The 17,904-nt window shown below is 61.4% G+C and carries 11 protein-coding genes; 5 read left to right on the top strand and 6 right to left on the bottom strand.

From position 1 onward, the window contains the following. Nucleotides 1-309: 309 nt before the first annotated feature. Nucleotides 310-1,758: a metallophosphoesterase family protein gene (locus FEZ63_RS16470; protein ID WP_150946427.1), complete on the bottom strand. Its 1,449-nt coding sequence runs from the start codon at nucleotides 1,756-1,758 to the stop codon at nucleotides 310-312. Nucleotides 1,759-2,934: 1,176 nt separating this feature from the next. Here FEZ63_RS16470 and FEZ63_RS16465 point away from each other — a divergent pair. From FEZ63_RS16465 to FEZ63_RS24840, 5 genes are all read left to right on the top strand, one after another. Beyond that, nucleotides 2,935-3,504, top strand: a complete 570-nt coding sequence (locus tag FEZ63_RS16465; RefSeq protein ID WP_150946425.1) for a recombinase family protein — start codon at nucleotides 2,935-2,937, stop codon at nucleotides 3,502-3,504. A gap of 603 nt (nucleotides 3,505-4,107) precedes the next feature. After that, a complete protein-coding gene (locus FEZ63_RS26230) occupies nucleotides 4,108-4,710 on the top strand; it encodes a ribonuclease H family protein (RefSeq protein ID WP_150946423.1) in 603 nt (200 codons plus the stop codon). Between the two features lie 140 nt (nucleotides 4,711-4,850). Next, nucleotides 4,851-5,645, top strand: a complete 795-nt coding sequence (locus tag FEZ63_RS16455) for a ParB N-terminal domain-containing protein (protein WP_150946422.1) — start codon at nucleotides 4,851-4,853, stop codon at nucleotides 5,643-5,645. Between the two features lie 363 nt (nucleotides 5,646-6,008). Beyond that, nucleotides 6,009-6,485: a hypothetical protein gene (locus tag FEZ63_RS16450; RefSeq protein WP_150946419.1), complete on the top strand. Its 477-nt coding sequence runs from the start codon at nucleotides 6,009-6,011 to the stop codon at nucleotides 6,483-6,485. A gap of 493 nt (nucleotides 6,486-6,978) precedes the next feature. Further along, on the top strand, nucleotides 6,979-7,128 hold the full coding sequence (locus FEZ63_RS24840) for a hypothetical protein (protein ID WP_153245861.1): 150 nt from the start codon (nucleotides 6,979-6,981) through the stop codon (nucleotides 7,126-7,128). 151 nt (nucleotides 7,129-7,279) lie between these two features. On the opposite strand, the gene FEZ63_RS16445 is transcribed toward FEZ63_RS24840, so the two are convergent. The 5 genes from FEZ63_RS16445 to FEZ63_RS16425 all read right to left on the bottom strand — a co-directional run bounded on the left by FEZ63_RS16445 (nucleotide 7,280) and on the right by FEZ63_RS16425 (nucleotide 17,899). Further along, nucleotides 7,280-7,483, bottom strand: coding sequence for a hypothetical protein (locus FEZ63_RS16445; protein WP_150946417.1), 204 nt, complete (start codon nucleotides 7,481-7,483; stop codon nucleotides 7,280-7,282). Between the two features lie 255 nt (nucleotides 7,484-7,738). After that, nucleotides 7,739-9,865 (bottom strand): adenylate/guanylate cyclase domain-containing protein, encoded by a 2,127-nt coding sequence (locus FEZ63_RS16440; protein WP_150946416.1) that lies wholly within the window; start codon nucleotides 9,863-9,865, stop codon nucleotides 7,739-7,741. Between the two features lie 117 nt (nucleotides 9,866-9,982). Continuing rightward, a complete protein-coding gene (locus FEZ63_RS16435) occupies nucleotides 9,983-10,477 on the bottom strand; it encodes a GAF domain-containing protein (protein ID WP_150946414.1) in 495 nt (164 codons plus the stop codon). A 79-nt stretch (nucleotides 10,478-10,556) separates the two neighbouring features. Beyond that, nucleotides 10,557-12,659 (bottom strand): penicillin-binding protein 1C, encoded by a 2,103-nt coding sequence (gene pbpC, locus FEZ63_RS16430; protein ID WP_150946412.1) that lies wholly within the window; start codon nucleotides 12,657-12,659, stop codon nucleotides 10,557-10,559. Next, nucleotides 12,656-17,899 carry an alpha-2-macroglobulin family protein gene (locus FEZ63_RS16425; RefSeq protein WP_150946410.1) on the bottom strand — a complete coding sequence of 1,748 codons (5,244 nt, stop codon included), beginning with the start codon at nucleotides 17,897-17,899 and terminating at the stop codon, nucleotides 12,656-12,658. Before FEZ63_RS16425 ends, pbpC begins: the two co-directional genes overlap by 4 nt. Nucleotides 17,900-17,904: the final 5 nt, after the last annotated feature.

The raw sequence follows: 17,904 nt of genomic DNA, 5'->3' as shown, positions 1-17,904 counted from the left end.
CCGTCGCCTCTGCGGAAAGGCTCATCCCCGATGGGGACACGCCCAAGACTCCGCTTTAAGAAAACGATGCATCTGACGTCAGACCAGCGAATAGGACTGGGCGGAGCCGAGCAAGCGTGACAGTCAGGAACTTACTTCCAATTGTAAAGTGTCTCATCGAACAGCCGGACGATAATCCACAGGGAAGTCGGTAGCGTATCGGATGGCGTCCATGGGGGTATACTCTCACGTCAAGGGGCTTCAAGCATCGCCCGCATCCGTCTCATCGAAGATTTCTCCATCCGCGCTTGGACTATGCTCCAACGGACCTCAGGGAACAGCCGGAAGTGCATCGAGACTTCCCGTATACAAGCTTACCCCCGGTCTTCCGTCAGGACGCAACTCGCGCATCCAAAGAGCGACACCGTCTTCTCCAGGTCGAAACACGCAATAAGTGTTCCGCTCGCTACCCGGTCTCCTAGCCCCGCCTGTACTGCCGTTGGACACCACATGCAGAGGATGTGAGGCAGGTCCACCCATCAGCGGAATGGTCTGATACTTCGCGAGGCGAGGCATGTGCTGATGACCATGTAGGACTACTTGAACGCCGACCTGCTGAGCAACGTCTAGGAGTTTCGAAGCATCTAGGGAGAGCGTTACACCCTTTCTGTTAGGAGCCTCCACGTCGGCAACGGGAAGCAGGTGATGGTGCATCGCCATGAACCTAAAAGTGGGGCGCTCGACGATCTCTGTCTTGAGCAGTTCAAGCGCGTCGAGACCCTTGTCGCCGACGAAACCGTACTCAGTCCATTCCGTGGCTAAGATCGTACAGGAGTTGAGAACACAAACCAAAATGTCCGCATTTCGGAGTTTCACCCGCTGAATATAATTGAGGGGCTCCTGCCATCGCCGCCCAGTCAGTTCATCCACGAACGTTCGGAACTCGCGTTCATGCTTATTGTTTGTCTGATTTCTCCCACTTATTGCTTCTGGACTTATTCCAGAGTCTTTCGGATACCTCACAATGTCATGATTGCCCGGTACAGCAATGATTTGGTCTCGATCCAACTGCAAATTCTTACGCAGAGCTTCAAACTCATCGAGCACCTGTCCTCGAATTTCATCACTCCAATCCCCTCCGGTGATAAAATCCCCCGTAACGACGACGGCTGCTATGTCGTCAACCAGTCCAAGGCGCGTAAGATCAGCGGTGATACACTCGGTCAACGTCCTTTTTGAACCACCAATGGGTTGTCTCTCGCCCTGTGGGCTAAAATCATAGTCGGCGCCAAAGTGAAGATCGGAGAGATGCAACACACACGACTTGTTGCTAATGGAAGCGCTGGTGACAGTTTTCTTCGCAGGTAGGTTTTCTACCGAACTAACTTTGAGCAAGGTATGATCGCCAAACTGCCGAGACAGATCCTCGAGAAATGGCTCATCCTCAATCTTTGTCAGATAGAACCAACCGAACACGAGCGAGACGTGTTGCCGGTAGTATTCAGGCACCATTGTGAGGTCGGATTGTTCGGGTTGTCCCGCTAACCACCTTACCGCAGTGGCTCGGAACATTCGTTCAGTAGACCGATCGACTATGAAGATATCTCTCGGCTCCGTAAGCAAGGTATTCAAGTAAGCCAGATGGTCTTCTTCGAAATCCTTTTTCCACCAGCCCCATAGAACAGCTCCTTCCCTGTCAATGATGACACGATGAGCTTCGATTGTGTCCACTCCCAGAGTGGTATCTCGGAACCGAAGAGCTATTACCGGTGGCGCCATTCGAAGTTTCTCCAGTGGGGTGGGCGTGGAATATCCCAATGCAGCAATTCGGGATACTCAGCTAATTCAGCTTCGAAAGACGACGCATTACAGGTCTTAAAGGTGCGGCGGAGAGTGTCGACGAGTCCGTCACTGTTACCGACCATGGCCACTTCGTTCCGCGAACTCCACAAGCCAATTTTTTCCCGCCCCGGGGCTCGCTTGCTCACGTACGGCCAAACCCAGCCCTTGGCGTTAGGATGCATGCGTATCGAGAAGTGTGTTCCCGCCAAACCCCCTATCCGAAGGGCTAGTTGATAATCATTCAAAACGAATCTTAGCCACCCGCCCCGCGGATCAATCTTCGAAGGTGCCTCAGGACGCCGCCTAATCCGAAGACGCAGTAGGCGTCCGACACCCGGGCTCGATGAAAACGGCTCTCCGTTCGAATCCGACGTCGCCACCACTTCAAACGCTGGCTGTTCATAATGTGCAAGAAGCGGTAGAAGCTCGACGTCTGCCCAGCCGGTGATCCATTCCAGTATTCGTTTAACCTCGTCGGCATCACCGGGCCTTGTTCCATCAGGCCAGAGGGACACAATGATGTGCCCACCAATCCGCACACTTTGAGCAGCCCACGCTATCCAACGGCACACGTCCTTGGAGTACCAAGGTGGATCTAGTATGGCTGCTGCAAAATCTTTGAGCTCCAATCCTCTTGTCCCGACTTCGACCGCCCAATGTCTCTTCACTCCTTGAAAAGGTTGTCGATCCACAAGGACAACCTCACGACGGAGGAGTTCAAGGTGCCGGGCAATCGAGGGAGTGCCAACCGCCAACACCGCGCCTTTCCGGGGCAGAAGCTCGCAAAGAGCAACCACGGTTTCGGCGGTGTATCTCCAGTCGTAATCTAAGGGATGTGGTTCGGGCGGTGCGGTCAAAAGTTCAACTCGAAATGCCGGTTGAGTACAGTTGCAATGTGGAGAGTTACCTCATGATGCGCTGCGAGTGAATACAGCTAAGCTGTTTACGCCACCCTACTTGAGGCAGTGCGTTCGTACCACAACTTGTTCCATTGGATCTTGCCCTAGCGGAACGTTCCACACGAACGGGTTGTCCGTTCCAATGGAGTGGGGTGTTGACAAATGGAACGATCCGACTTTAATGTCTTAGACCTTTTGGAACGAGACATACCACATGACGCTTATCGGATACGCTAGGACTTCGACGCTGGAGCAGGAAGCCGGGCTGGAGGCCCAAGTACGAGACCTCAAGACGCTTGGCTGCAAAAAAGTTTATCAAGAGCAGACCTCGTCCATTGGCCCTCGGCCCATCCTTGAGACCGCCTTGGATTATCTCCGGGAAGGCGACACGCTCGTGGTCACCAAGCTCGACCGATTGGCCCGCTCGGTTCACCACATGGGGGAACTGGTGAAGCACCTTGAGGAGAAGGGTGTCCACCTGCGTATCCTCAACATGGGCGTCGATACCAGCACACCCACCGGAAAACTCATGTTGAACGTACTCGCAAGTGTCGCCCAGTTTGAACGGGAGATGATGCTTGAACGGCAGCGAGAAGGGATTGCCAAAGCCAAGGAGGAAGGCCGGTACAAGGGCCGGACACCGACCGCCCGCGCTAAGTCGGATGAGGTCGTAGCGATGAACGCCAAGGGCCTCTCAATGGGCGAGATCGCCAAACGCCTCGGGATCGGCAAGGGAAGCGTCCACAGGATCCTCAAGGGATCCCAGACCTCAGTCGCCTGCTAGGGTAACCTCTCGGCGACAAGCTCTGGACGAGATCATCGGGACGTTGTCCCGTTGCCCAGAGTGGAGGGACGACCCTTGCTTTGACCTGCGGACATCGAATGATCCACCCCCAGTCTGATCGCACAGGGGCCAATCCCCCGCTGTGACAGATTAGGGCCCACTCTAGCACTCGCTCATCGACGGACGCGCCCGACCTATCGGGGGGACACAGGGGACTGCAAATCCCTTGCGTTCTTCGGGGATTCTCTAATGTTCCTATGCACATGGGCTCGTTTAATCCCCTGTGTGCGGGGTTAGAGCCACCCCCTAGATAAAAGCATGTCACCTGTGACGCGCGTCACCTTGTGACAACGAGGGCCCACTCTAGACCTCGAACCCCAGACAAGTTTCTGGCCGAGCGGCTCCCAACCCACGGATGCTCCCGTCCGGGACGTCAGGCGGTACTTCCGAGGACTCAGCGGCTTCCCGCACCTGTGCGGTCCTGCCTGACCACCTCAGACGGACAATCTCCGCAAGCAATCACTCTGCATCTCCAGTCGCCATGAAGCGAGGGAGATCACCCCATCCAACACAACGCCCTCCGAGGGCAACCAAGGACAACACATGAACCAATCAACAGTGGCTACTCTCGCCTCCGAAGCTCTCCCGGCAGCCTCCGAAGCTCTCCCGGCATGGGAAGCATGGTGCGACGGCAGCAGTCTAGACAATCCGGGCTATGCAGGTTGGGCCGTCTACGTCAGACGCCCGGATGGCACTGCTTTCACAAAGCACGGGAGCGGCTGCAAGAAGCGCAGCAACAACGAGGCTGAACTCTACGCCCTCATCCAAGCCATCAGCTCGATCCCAGTAGACACATCAGCGGTAGCCCGGTCCGATTCCACCTACGCGGTCAACGCCGCGACCAAATGGAGAACGTCATGGACGGCCAAGGGGATGCGAACTGCGGGCGGCACCCCGGTCGCCAACGCGGACATGGTGCAGCGCCTCTGGGAGGAACTCGACCGGAGACCCCTTGTCCGCGTTGAGTGGTGCCGGGGACACTCGGGGATCGAAGGGAATGAACTGGTCGACGGATTGGCGCGGCGAGCTGCCGAAGCAGTGAGGGCCGGTGGAAAGCCTGTGAGGGTGGAGATCATAGAGATCCCCGCGACCACCCAACGACGACACTGCGAGGTGCTTCGACATCAGAGTCCGATCCCCTCCTGAACAGCATAGACAGAACAGACACGACAATGAGCATTTGCTTTCAAGCAGAAGCGGCGCTCCAGCGTCTTCGGATACTGGACTCGCAGCCGCAACCATCGAGCATCACCCGAGCCATCGCGGCTCATGACGGTCAGATGCGGATGAGCATCGACGACATCACCGCTGAGGAGTCTCTCTTCCAGCCTCGCGACGGAATCAGCACGATCCACGTAGCGGAACTTGCGAGGACCAAAAGGAACGTTGGCGATCTCGACCCGGTGCTTGTGATCCAGGTTGGACCGAAGACCATCCTCCTCGACGGACACCACCGCTTGGAGGTCTACAAGGCTGACGAGAAGGAAGCCTCGATACCCGTCAGATTCTTCTCCGGGTCGCTTGAGGGGGCCATCGAGAAGGCTGGGGACCAGAACGTCAAGGTGTCCCGCCAGATGAACAGCGAGGAGCGCCTGAACTGGGCGTGGCGAAGAACGGTGCTTGGCATCGGATCCATTGCGAGAGTGTCCCGTGGATCCGGCGTTTCTCAAAGGACGGTCGCCGAGATGCGCCGGGTGAGGGACGCCATAAACGCCAAGAAGGGGCGCAAGCCAAACGCCAAGGCCGGATTCTACGCGACGTGGAAGGAGGCTCGCCGTGCCGTCCAAGGCGATGAGCAGAGGCCCGATTTCGATTACGAGGATCACATGACCCAGAAGGCGCAGGTCATCGCCGAGAAGCTGTACAAGTCCTTCGGAACCGCCTTCACCTCCTCACCGCTGCTCACAGCGAAGGTCTTGGAGATCATGTTCGGTGATCGTCTCGTGGAACTCCAAACACAGCTCCGGGACGTTCTCGAAGGTGAGGACGAAGATGAGAGCGAGGACGAGGTGGAGGAGATCGGAATGATCATCCCCTCCTGTGATACCGAGGGACACGCTGAGAGCGCCTCTGACCCCTAGCCTATGCACTCCATTGTATCTGCAAATGCACAGTTGGACGGATAGGCTGTGCAATCTGCACACCCCACAACCATCAAGTAACAGGCCCTGCCCCTCACCCGAGCGGCGGGGTCTTTTCATTCAGGAGAAACAGACATGCCCACCAGAACATCCATAAGACCCGGCCACCATCCGTGCCGAAACCCCGGATGCAAAGGGATCGCCCGATCCAACATCGCCGCGTACTGTGAGAGATGCCGAAAGCGAGTGCGAGCATCCGGCGATGCTCGTCAGGTCACCGTCAGGAAACCTGAGCTTCGGCCTCACATCGAACTTGCTAGAGCCGCGATGACACGGGGAAACGTCCCTCTCATTCGGTCCAGCTTGAGACAGATCACTACGCTTCTACGGGATCACTGCCAGAGCTATGTGGACGCCTATCATCGGGGCATCCCGAGCAACCGCCACAAGGTCGCCGCGTGTTCGGAGATCCTCAAGATCACGAAGACTGCCGAACCCGAGGAGGTCGCCCTGATGGTGGCCGGGATGCACCTCATGCGGGAGCACGACAGCCGACGCTTCCCGAGTGATGCAGGCTTCGACGGGCAGTTGGTTCGTCAAGTGCGGAGCCTCCACGGGATCGCTATGGGACGGACCGTCACGCTCGCTACTGGGAGGGACCGGGCGTGGTTCAAGACGCTATCCATTCAGGCCACCCAACTGATCGCGGCGTATCTCAAGGACGCCTATTCCACCTTCGCAGCTCACGTCATCACTTCCGAGCGGAGGCGTGAGGAGAAGCGGAACCGAGTGGTGGCGGACCTCGCCCGTGGTTTCGACGAGGATCCAGAGGCAGCGTAGCCTCTCACGATGAGGCTGGTGCCGCAACGCCCGCAGATCATTCTGCGTCTTCCTGTCGGTTAGAGGTCGGGGCCTATTCCAACTAGCTCACTGCGGACACCCGAAAGGGGCCGAACTCCCGCTCTTGACGTCCCCACACGACTTCCCCACAGTGGCCGCATCGACACTCGAAAGATCGTTGAAAAATAAGGCTTTTAGGTTCTCGCTGGGGACTTCAATCCTCTCTGGCAGCACCATTTTTTGCTCTGCGTTGCGGCATCGCCCTCCCACCGATCGAACACCCCAGCGACCTCAACCAAGCGCGCTCCGCCACCGTCGGCTTCGCTCACCGCCTCGCACAATTTAAAGTTGCTTGACGTTATCTTATTGCAATGACCTGATGGCGATGCTTCGGATCGGCTATCCGGAACCCCGCGCAGGCGGCTTTCGCTGTCTACGCGACGATCAAGACCATAGCCAAGCAAGGGGTCAGCCAGTTGGCTGAAGCAGTTCAATGAATACATCGATCATGCGGGACGTGCCTGTCGAAGACATCGCTACCAAGACCGACGAGAAGACCACGGCGATCGTGCTCAACATCGACGAGCTTGCCCAGGTGGCTGGCGGTCGCCAAGTCAACGAGTACGAAGGGCAGCATCGCTAGGGACTGACACTTCCGCTGAGTGTCCCTCTCGCGCAGCGGAAGCAGAAACGGCACCGTCAGGGTGCCGTTTTTGATTCTCGACCGAACTGAGCAAAGTTCGTCTTCCGCTTCTGAATGCCGCCCCGCGGCACGAGTCTGGGCCACGGACGGATTAGGCGCCCTCGTTCGTCGGCTCGGAATCCCCCTCGGACCGGGCAGGCACCTCGATCTCGGCTATCCTCGCCTCGACAAGCTCTGCCAACACGCTATCGGGAGCGAGCGCGCGCAGGTCCCGTGCCGCCTCTTTCAACTCTTCGAGCGTCGCGCCGTCGATGAGTCTGCGTTCCGCGATCTGCATCGAATCTTCAAAGACCATCGAGACCCTCCTTTCAAAATCAAGCGCACGATTTGATCGGCGAATGCGGCATCGATGAGTCTCGCCCGAAGCACTCCAGCGGCGTTCCGACGAACGCGACATCCGCGCATATGAATGGCCGCTCAATCGCGCGGTGCAGATGAGCGACGCGCGTTCACAAGCGCGTTGTGGCCGCGTCTTTTTGCCGTGCGGAGGATCGGATCGGACCATGTCGAAGCCTCGTCGGGTTGAGATCGTCGGCGGCTGAGTGCTCGGCTATCGGATCGGTCGCGATGCTATCGCGGCATTTGCCTGGCATCGTTTGAGATAGACCTGGAACAGCAAATCATCGGGATCCATGACGACAAGCTCTTCGATCAGCGCGTTTGCTTTTTCCCAATCTTCGAGATCGCAGGCGGAGAGCGCCTTCTGCCACGTCTGCAGGGTTTCCGCGCGCAATCGCGGAGGTAGAAGCTCCGGCTCGTCGGGGACGTCGGCGCCGATCAGCTCATAGAGAGCGATCGCCAGGTGAGCCCCATCGGGAACAGCCCGGTCGACAAAGCGGAAGATGAACTTGTCGCCCGCACCCTGGCGCACATCCTCGCTGACGAGGATCGTCGTGCCGTAGCGTTTGTTCAGCTTCTCGAAGCGCGATGCCATATTCACCGTGTGACCGAGTGCGGTGTAATTGATGCGGTCGACGGAACCGACATTGCCGACGACTGCGTCACCTGTATGAACGCCGAAGCGCGTGCGCATCGCCGCCCCACCCTCCGCGACGAATTCCGCGTTGAGCCGGTCGAGACGGCGCGCCGCGCGGAGCGCCCCAAGGCAGGCCTGCGCCACGTGATCGTCGCGCGTCTCCGGCGCGTTCCAGAACGCCATGACGCTGTCGCCGATATATTTGTCGATGGTGGCGCCGGACCGGATCAACTCCGTGCCGAGCTCGCTGAAATAACGTGAGGTCTTAGCCATCACCTGCTCGGGATCGAGGGATTCGGCCATGGTGGTGAAACCGAAAACATCCGTGAACAACACCGTGATCGGTTGGCGGATACCTCCGAGGTCGGATGAGAATTTTCGTCCGATGATCCCGCGCACGAGCGCTGTCGGCACATAGCGCATGAAGTTGCTCAGGGCGAGTTCCAGCGTGTCGATGGCGCGAGACAGCTCCCGCACCTCCACGACCCGCGATTCCTGCCGCCGGGCATGGCCGAATTCGAACTTCATGATCCGACGGATATCGTCGGCGGCCCGGCGCAGCGGCAATGCCAGACCGCGCGATGCAATCAGCACGATCAGCAATGCGAGAAGAACCGACCCACCGCTCACCAGAAGCAGTTTCGACGCAATCAGCTGCGCCGGCTGGACCATGGTGTCATACGGAATGGCAAGGCTGATGAAAAGATTGTCGAACCCCTGCCCGATCCGCTCGGTCCGCCCGAAATAACTTTCACCGCCGACAAGAAATGATGTGCTGCGCGGCTGTGCTCCGTTCGTCGCCCGAAAAGTTTGATACATTCCGCTCAGCAGCGGCGAATCGAGATCGTCGACGGTCAGAAGGCGGTCGAGAAGGTTGGCCTGCTGGATCTTGCGAAACGAGCCGCCGCGCGGGTGCGCGATGAGCGATCCGGACGAGTCGAACACCAGAAGTTCGAGATCCGCGGGGAACCGCAGCCGATCGAGATACTGATCGAGGCTCGCCAGCGTCATGTCGATGCCGAACACGGCTCCCGGCGTGCGCCTGCCCTGCCGCGCAAGAGTAATGCCCGCCTCGGGCAGGTTCGCAAAACGGTAGGGCGGCGTCAGGATCATGCCTGTCGTCGCAAGAGCAGGCCCGAACCAGGGCCGCATGCGAGGGTCGAACTTGGTCGGCTGCGGCGGGATGCGGCGGAGTTCGCGTCCATTCCTGTCGATGACGATCCAGCGGGTGGTGGGTCCCTTTTCTGAAAGCTCGACCAGCATGAACGCATAGGCGGCCGATTCGGGGAGGTCCGTTCCGATTTCCGGCGGCCGGGTGTCGTCGAGACTCTGGACGACCACATGCGTGCCGTCGCTGCGACCGACGAAGATGCCCATGGCCGCCGGTAGCACCTGATCCAGATCCTCGAGGACACCGGTCAGGACTTTGGCGAGATCCTCCAGCGGCAAATCCGCGTTGATGGTGAGCGAAGCGGTATCGAGCACCGAGCCGGCAACCTTTAGGCTGCCGGAGATCTCCTCTCGGATGTTGTTGGTGATGCGCTGAAAATCATCTTCCGCATCCTGGAAGGTCAGTGTCGTCAGCTGCAAATGGTTGTAGCCGATCAACGCGCCCGAGATCGCGAGTACGACCAGCGTGAAGACGAGGGCCACAAGACCCTGAAGGGACCACATGAAGGATTTCGGCGCGTCGCGGCTCATCCCCGTCGATCCATGCAATTTCGTCCCCTGCTGCTCCGCAATCGCGTGCAATGCTACTCTCTAGCACGGGGGGCTGGATATTCGGAAGGGACGGCACAACCGCTGGAGGGGCCAGTGTCAGCCCAGGTCGGACGCCTGAATATAGATCTCGACCAGGCGTTCGAATCCTTGGCGGTCGGCGTCATCGAAGCGACCCGGGTGGGGGCTATCGAGGTCGAGAACGCCGATGGCCTGGCCGTTCTTGAGGATCGGCACCACGAGTTCCGAACGGGAAGCGCTGTCGCAGGCAATGTGGCCCGGGAACTCGTTCACGTCCGCGACGACAAGCGACGTCTTGCGTTCGATCGCCGTACCGCAGACGCCTCGTCCCACCGGAATACGGACGCACGCGACCTTCCCCTGGAACGGCCCGAGCACAAGGCCGGGTCCCCGCATGAAATAAAATCCGGCCCAGTTGAGGTCAGGCACGAGATCGAAGATCAGCGCCGACATGTTCGCCGCATTGGCGATGGGATCCGCTTCGCCTTCGAGCAGCCCGGACAATTGCTGGGCCAGCGAGCCGTAAAGCTCGGCTTTGGTGGCGGTCGGCGAGGGGGATTTGGTTTCGAACATGCGGAGCATGTATGGCGACGACGGGCCATTGTCCAGAAGGTCCGGCGGCCTTGCAGTGCGTTCGACTTGTCTCAACCAATCAGTCGATGCGGACCATAACGGTGTCGGTCGCACCTCGTGCGTCGATGACGGACAGCCGGACGAACCCGGCGCCTTCGGGATTCCACACCGCTTCGCGCCGCAGGCTGCCAGCCTGGACGGGCGCACCATCAACCATCCACGTGAGCGGCGGCGCGCCACCGGATGCCTTGAGCGCCAGACTCGCGACGACACGGCCATTCTGGCGCTCCAGTTCGACGCGAGAGCCATCGAGCGGAAACGCAATGCGCAGCGGCGCGTCGATTGTCGCCGCGAGGGTCTTCGGCACATCGTGGCGCACATGTCGGAGCGGCGGCGGCAGGGTGGCTGTTGTCGCCTGCAGGGTGAACGGCGGCGTCACGAGGGGTTCCGGCTCGCGGTTCAACCGCCCGTAGGCGTCGAACAGGATCGGCGCGGCGACGATCCGGCCGATCAGTCCCGGCACGGCCGTTCCATCCGGGCGCCCGACCCATACGCCGATCGTAAAGTGCCTGTCGTATCCGGCGGCCCAAGCATCGCGATAACCGTAGGAGGTCCCAGTCTTGAACGCGATGCGTCCTGCGAGTGCATTGTCGGGCGGCGGCGCCCCTCGCAGGATGTCGTACACGTACCAAGCCGCGACGGAGTCGGCGATCCGCCGCTGCGATGGAGCGACCGGTGCTGCATCCGCGCGGCGAACGAGAGCGGGCATCGCGCCTCCCCGTGCGAGACCGGCATAAAGGCGTGTGAGATCCGTGAGCGTGATCCCCAGCCCGCCGAGGCCCACTGCGAGACCGGGCGCCGCTTCCTTCGGCATTTCCAGCGACACGTCGCTCTGCTGCAAGCGGGCGAGAAAACGCGCCGGGCCCAATTCGTTGAGCAATTCGACCGCCGGAACGTTGAGCGAAAATTGCAGTGCCTTACGCGCTGTCACGGTGCCCTGAAATGCGAGATCGAAGTTCTCGGGCTGGTAGCTGCCATAGCGGGATGGCCGATCATCGAGCAAAGTTTCCGGATGAGCCAATCCATTCTCGAAGGCGAGCGCATAGATGAAGGGCTTCAGCGCGGAGCCGGGTGAGCGTATGGCACGCGTCATGTCGATGGCGCCCGCCCGTTCGCGACTCATATAATTGGGGCTCCCAACCTGGGCGCGAACCTGCCCCGTCGCGTTGTCGATCACCAAGATGGCAAGCGAGAGTTTGTTGCCCAGGCGCTCGGCCCGTTCCCGTGCCAGTTGCTCGAGGCTCGTCTGCAGGCGGGCGTCAATCGTAAGGCGGTGGGTCGTCGCCGCCGGCAGCTCCGCCAAGGCCGCCTCCGCGGCATGAGCGGCGATCATCGGAAAGGGACGCCGCAGTTGCGGGACGGGCTCGGCTTTCGCCGCATCCGCCTCCGCGCGGTTGATGACGCCGTTCTGCCGCGCACGTTCGAGCACCCGATCGCGGGCCTTTCGGGCCGCGTTGACATTGCGATCCGGGCGGCGGAGCTCCGGAGATTGCGGCAATGCCACGAGCAGGGCGGATTCGGCGAACGAAAGCCGCTTCGGCTCGCGGCCGAAATAGGAAAGGCTTGCGGCGCGCGCACCTTCCAGGTTGCCGCCAAAAGGCGCCAGCAGAAGATAGAGCCGCAGGATCTCGTCCTTCGAGAAGCGCCGTTCGAGCTGTACCGCGCGCACCATCTGGCGGAGTTTCGCGGTGAAAGATCGTTCCTCGCGCGGCTCCAATAAACGGGCCACCTGCATCGTCAGCGTCGAGCCGCCAGAGACAATGCCGCCGCTTGTCATCAGCTGACCCGCGGCGCGCAGCAGCGCCAGAGCATCGACGCCGCTGTGTCGCGCGAAGCGCGCATCCTCATAGGCGATCAACATGGCGAGGTAGCGTGGGTCCACGTCCGCCACATCCACCGGCAACCGCCACCGCCCCTCCGGCGTGGCGAAAGGCCGGAGCAAGCGCTCATCGCGATCGACCACGATCGGCGACCGAGCGTCCGACGTGCGGAGGTCGAGGGGTCCCAGCGCATCGACGAAGCGCCACAGGGCAAAGGCCGAGAAAGCGACAAGACCCGCGACAGCCACGGCACAAACGATGCTGCGACGCCCCTTCGGTGCTGTCGCGGGCGCGCTGGTCACGGCCTGACCTGCACCACTTCGACCATTCCGAAATCGGTTCGGCCGAAGCGCTCCGGTCGGTACATATCTTCAACCTGTGCGGCGGGATGCACATAGCGGCCCGGCGAGACGGCGCGCACCATATAGGCGATGGAGAAGAAGGCAGCCTGCTCCGGCTCGCGATCAAACGCCGCAACGAAGCGATCGTCGCGGAACTCGGTATGCGCAGGCTCCACATCGCGCTTGAGCCAGGGCAGGCCCTTGACCGTGTCGCTGTCGGCGAGCTTGGGATTGTCGATCTCGAATCCTGCCGGAAGGCGGTCCACCAGCAAGACCCTCGCCTGCTTTGCCTCGCTCTCCGTGATCTTCAGCACGACCACGAGACGATCATTCTGCTGAACTCTTGAGGGCTGCACCTGAGTTCCATCAAGTTTGTAATAGGCGCGTTCGACCGCATATCCCGAGGATATCGCCGGCTGCGGCTCGATCGGGCTGCCGGTGACGGTGATCACCGCCTGCACCGGCGCCGAACCCGCATTGGCGAGCGTCACCGGCGCCGGCGCGAGCGTCTGATCTCGGTAGGCGTGATAGAAGGCACCCTTGTGCGCCGTGCCGTCGATCGTCAGCGCCATTGCCTCCGCATCGCGCGCCACCGCTTGCGCCGCCAGAACGAGCCAGGCCTGTTCCTGCGTGCTGGTTCGCCGGTTGCCACGCTCCTGGTCGATAACCTGTCCGACGCGTTGCACAAGATCCGCGCTATTGTCGGTTTCCGACGCAAGCGTGAGCAGGCCGGCGCCGTCGCGAAGACGCGAGCCGTAATCGCCGCGATATGATCCATCGTCTTTTTCGGTGGTCAGCAATTCCGTTGCCGACGCGAAGGCTTTTTGCGCCCTGGCGCGATCCCCCAGCAATGCGAGCGCCGCCGCGATCTGGGCCCGTGCCAGCGGCGAGCCGAACTCGGCAAATTTGGTGTCGGCGAGATAGCGCAGATCGCCCATCACCGGTCGGCCATTGCGGGCCAACACATAGGCCGCATAGGCGAGGTTCGAGCCGTCGTCCTCAACCTGCGTCGTATTGGCGACGAAGTTGCGCAATCGGTCGAGCGCGAGATTGAACGCCACCGCAGGCACCACAAACCCCTTCTCTCGTGCGCGGGTGAGGAAGTCGGTGGTGTACGCGTCAAGCCAGAGATCGTCGCCGCCGACGGACCAGAGGCCGAACGAGCCGTTCGAATCCTGCCGCGCCAGAACTCGTTCGATCGCGCCACGAACGCGCTCATCCGCGCTCTCGTCGAGCGACAGTTTTTCCTCTTCGGCCAGCTTGTTGACATAGAGAAGCGGTAGCGCGCGGCTGATTGTCTGCTCGGTGCAGCCATAAGGATACCGATCGAGCGCCTGCAGCAGCCCCGGCACATCGAGGCTGGCGCGAGGCGAAACCGAGACGGCCACCACGCCGGTCTGGCTCAGAATATCCGCCACCAGATCTTGCGAAACGGTCAGGCGTGCGCCGGGATCAAGCGGCCGAATGGTTCGCCGGGCAATGGCCCCGGTACCAGGCTGGATCGCTACCGTGAAACGCTGGCTGATCGCCGCGAGCCCGGGCCCTCGCAGCGTCACGTCGACCACGGCTCTGCCGCGTCCTCCCGCCGTCACCGGGATCGCCACTTGCGTCTTCGCCTTGGCGTCGAGCTTGACGATGGACCGCAACGCATCTGCGCCGACAATTACGGGGCCGCTCACGTTGAGGTCGAGCGTATACTCGCCGGCGGCGCCCTCGACATTGTCGATCTGCATGAAAAAGCGCGAGCGATCCCCGACCGAAAGAAAGCGGGGAAGCGTTCCGGCCAGCACCACGGGATCGCGCACGATCACATCAGCCGATGCGCTGCCGACGCGGTTCTTGGTCCACGCGACCGCCATCACCCGCACGGTGCCGTTGAACGCCGGCATGTCGAATTCGACGTTCGCGGTGCCGTCCGCGCCCACCTTCACCACCCCGGAGAAGCGCGCCAGCGGCTCCTGCGTCGGCGGAATGCCATCAAGGGGCTTCGGTTCCATGTCGCCACCGGAGCGGATCGCGCCGCGTGTCCCCTGCATGCCGTCGATGAGGTAGCCGTAGAGATCGCGCAGTTCTGCGGAGAGCTGCCGTTGGCCGAAGAAATAGGATTTCGGATCGGGCGTCTCGTAGTGCGTCAGGTTGAGAATGCCGACATCCACTGCCGCCACGGTGATGCGCGCCTCTCCGTCCGGGTCGAGACCCGCGACCTTGATCGGCAAAGCCAGCGTACCGCGCGGACGAATTTTCTCAGGCGCGTTGAGGCTTACCGTCAGCGAGCGGGCCTCCTGGTCGATAGCGAACCATGCGGTTCCCAGCGCGCGTCCGGGCATGCGCCGCGCGGCCTGATCGAGCGGTCGATGGGCGATGGCGACGAGGTACGCCCCCGGGCCCCAATCGGCCTGCACCGGAACCGTCACATCGGTGCCGCCGGCCGCGACGTCGACTACGCGGATATGGTGCATCCGGTCGCTGACGACCGCGAGCGTCGCCTTGCCGGCGAAGCGCGGGTTGAGGCGAACCTTCATCATGTCGCCCGAGCGATAGCTCGCCTTGTCGAGCGTCATGTCGAGAAGATCCGGCGTGTCGGCGGTTTGATCGCCCGACCAGCCGACGGTGAACGAAACGCTCGTTTGCGCCGTCTCGCCAAGATCCGCCGCACTGATGTCGAGGCGATAGGTGCCCCACTCGACCGGCGCTGAAATGCGCGCCGCCTCGGCTGTGCCGACATCGACACGTCCGTCGCTCATACGGCGGGTGCTCTTCACCGGCTCGTAACCCCAGCGGCCGTCCGAATTGTACCACTGATAACGACGTTCGATCTTGTAGAGGCTCCAGACGACGTTCCGGTTCGCGATGCGCGTCCCATCCGGGTTCGCCAGCACCACGTCGAACGTTGCGTTCGCTCCTTCACCGAGTTGTCCGGCAAAGTTCTTTCGCACCGCCACCACAGGACCCTTCGGCAGGATCGGCAGCGTGACGCTGCGCTCCACCGCACGTCCGCCCGCCTCGGAGACCCGCAAGGTGATGCGAGCCTCGGTGGGACGCGGCGTGGATACATCCTGCACCGGGATCTGCAAGCTGGCGCGGCCCTGCGCATCGGTCGTTGCCGCCTGCTCGATTTCGACAGTGGAGGACTCGACCGGTTCGTCGTCGAGACCCACCACATAGCCGTCGATGCCCTTGATGCCGCTTACCGCAGATGCCGCCACCGTCACTTCGCCCGAAACATCGAGGCCGGAGCCCGGAGCGCCGTAGAGATAGCGCGCCGAGAGATCGATCGGCGCCGGGCGACCGGCATGCAGCGCTTCTGCTTGCGGGGAGAGATTCACCTCCAGCCGCTCCGGCACATAATCCTCGACCAGAAACGTCGCGTCGCCGATCGACGGCCCTTTGGGATCGGTATAGGCGGCAACGCGCCACGTGCCTCGCAAGGAGCCAGGCAGAATCGGTATGGAAAGTGCTCGACCGCCAAGACCCTGATCCTCCACGAGCGCGCGGCGGTATTCGACGCCGTCGGGGCGCCCCACCACGATGGTCAGCGGAACGCCCGGAACCGCGACGCCCTTGACGTCGCGCAGCAGCGCGGTGAGCGCCACCGTCTCGCCGGTTCGGTACACGCCGCGCTCGGTGTAGAGGAACGCATCAACGGCGCCGGAGGCCGGACGACCCTTCACGCCACGATCCGTGAGATCGAAAGCCGCCGAACCGAGGTCGACGAAGCCGTAATCGGAGCCGGCGCTCGCCACCAGAATTCCCGGTGCGAGGCCGCCTTCGCCGCGCGCCAACCCCGGATCGAAGATGGCGACGCCGGCGCTGTCGGTTTTCTTGACGGCGAGAATCTCGTTGTTGCGCGCCACCAGCCGGACCTCCACGTCGGGACGCGGGTCGGCGGTGGCAAGCGAGCGGACAAGGACCTGCACGCCGCCCTTGCCGGTAAAAGCCGTCAGTCCGAGATCGGAGACGACGAACCATTGCGTGGCGATATTATCGTAGCTCTCAGTGCTTTCGTTGTCGCTGGGCGATCCATCATTCGGCTTTGCCGTCATCACGTAAACGCCGGGCTCCAATTTGCCGACTGCGTCGATCACCGGAAATGCGGTCACCACGTCGCGATTGAGTTCGGATGCCGTATCGAGTGTTCCGTTCCAAATTTTTAGACCCTTCTCGCGCGCGATTTCAGCAGCGGAATAGCGGGTGATCTGACCAAGAAAGTCGTCGGAGCGCACAGTCGGAAGAAGGTTACGGTCGCCGATACGATAGACCTCCACGTCGACCTTGGAGGTGTTCACCGAAACAACCGGAATGCCCTCTTGCCCCGTGCTCGGCAGGACATAGTTGCGGCCGGTAAAGCGCGCCTGAGGCGAGCGGTCGCGGACGTAGATCTCGGAATCGTAGGATTGCAGGAGGGCTTCGCCGACCGCGGACGGCAACCCCTGCCGCAACACCACCGCATAACGTTGGCTGTGCTTCAAGCCATCGACGCAAAGTTGGGATCCCTCAGCCGTGACGGCGGCGGTCGCGCTGCCGGACAGGGCAACGAAGGGAGTGAAATCGACCTTTCCGCCAGCCAGCGGTTCCGAGAACTGAAAGCAGACGCGCGGAGAGGCGGAATCGGAATCGATCTTGAAATCGGTGACGCGAAAGCCGTGCTCGGCGCGAAGCTGTTCGTAGGTCGCACGCACGGCCGCATTGTCCTGAAGCTTGAGACTCGCCGCATAAGCATTGAGCGACGGCCGCCAGGATTGCTGGTTCGCATAGATTTGCCCCAGCAGTGCGAGCGCCGACGCTTCGTCGGCCGGATTCGTGGCGCGCTGATAGGCCGTGTAGGCAGCAACCGCCTGCCGCTCCTGCAGCTTGTAGCGCTCCTGCCAATCATTGCCTGGATCCACCGCGAGTGCGGCCGCGGCGAATGCCGCCCAGTTGGCTGAGTTTCCCGGCTCGATTGCAATCGCCGCTCCAAAAGAGTTAAGCGCCTGCTTGGGAAGCCGCTGCGACAGGAAGGATTGTCCCTCGCGCCGGAGCTGGGCGGCGGGCTTGCCGCCGGCAAATGGGGCCGTTTCCGTCCTCAGGCTCTGTTGCAGGCGAACGCTTTCGCTTGCGAGATCCTCGCGGACGAAGCTTTTCTGGCTTTGCGCCTGGACGCCGACGATCCCCCAGCACAGCGTTGCCGCAACCAGCACCGCGCGCAGCAACTGTGTGACCATCGTCG

It is taken from the genome of Microvirga brassicacearum (genome assembly GCF_008757455.1).
In the GTDB taxonomy this organism is placed as follows: Bacteria; Pseudomonadota; Alphaproteobacteria; order Rhizobiales; family Beijerinckiaceae; genus Microvirga; species Microvirga brassicacearum.
The sequence above is the reverse complement of the archived record's forward strand: the minus strand, read 5'-3'. Positions and strand labels throughout refer to the sequence as shown.